Origin of the sequence: Nocardioides malaquae, assembly GCF_015070385.1 — a bacterium.
GTDB lineage: Bacteria > Actinomycetota > Actinomycetes > Propionibacteriales > Nocardioidaceae > Nocardioides > Nocardioides malaquae.
In genome coordinates, this window is the sequence record NZ_JADCSA010000783.1 from 1 (window position 1) to 253 (window position 253).

Annotated in this window: 1 protein-coding gene; it reads left to right on the top strand. The window is 64.8% G+C overall.

Annotated elements, in window-relative coordinates; all coding sequences use genetic code 11:
* A partial coding sequence (locus tag IEQ44_RS16235) for a sulfatase-like hydrolase/transferase (RefSeq protein ID WP_193639458.1) occupies window positions 1–253 on the top strand: 253 nt, incomplete at both ends.

A 253-nucleotide genomic window follows, 5' to 3' on the forward strand; every position in this document is an offset into this window, starting at 1 on the left:
CATGGCAGCGCGGCCCCGCACCCGCCATTCCAACTGGCACGCGCCCGCCCAACATCGTACTGATTGTCCCCGACGACCTTGGCTATAACGACATCAGCTTCAATGGCGGCGGGGTTGCGGGCGGGCTGGTCAAGACGCCCAATATCGACGCGCTGGGGCATGATGGCGTCACCTTCGCCGACGGCTATGCCGGTAATGCCACTTGCGCACCGAGTCGCGCCGCGTTGATGACCGGGCGCTATCCAACGCGTTT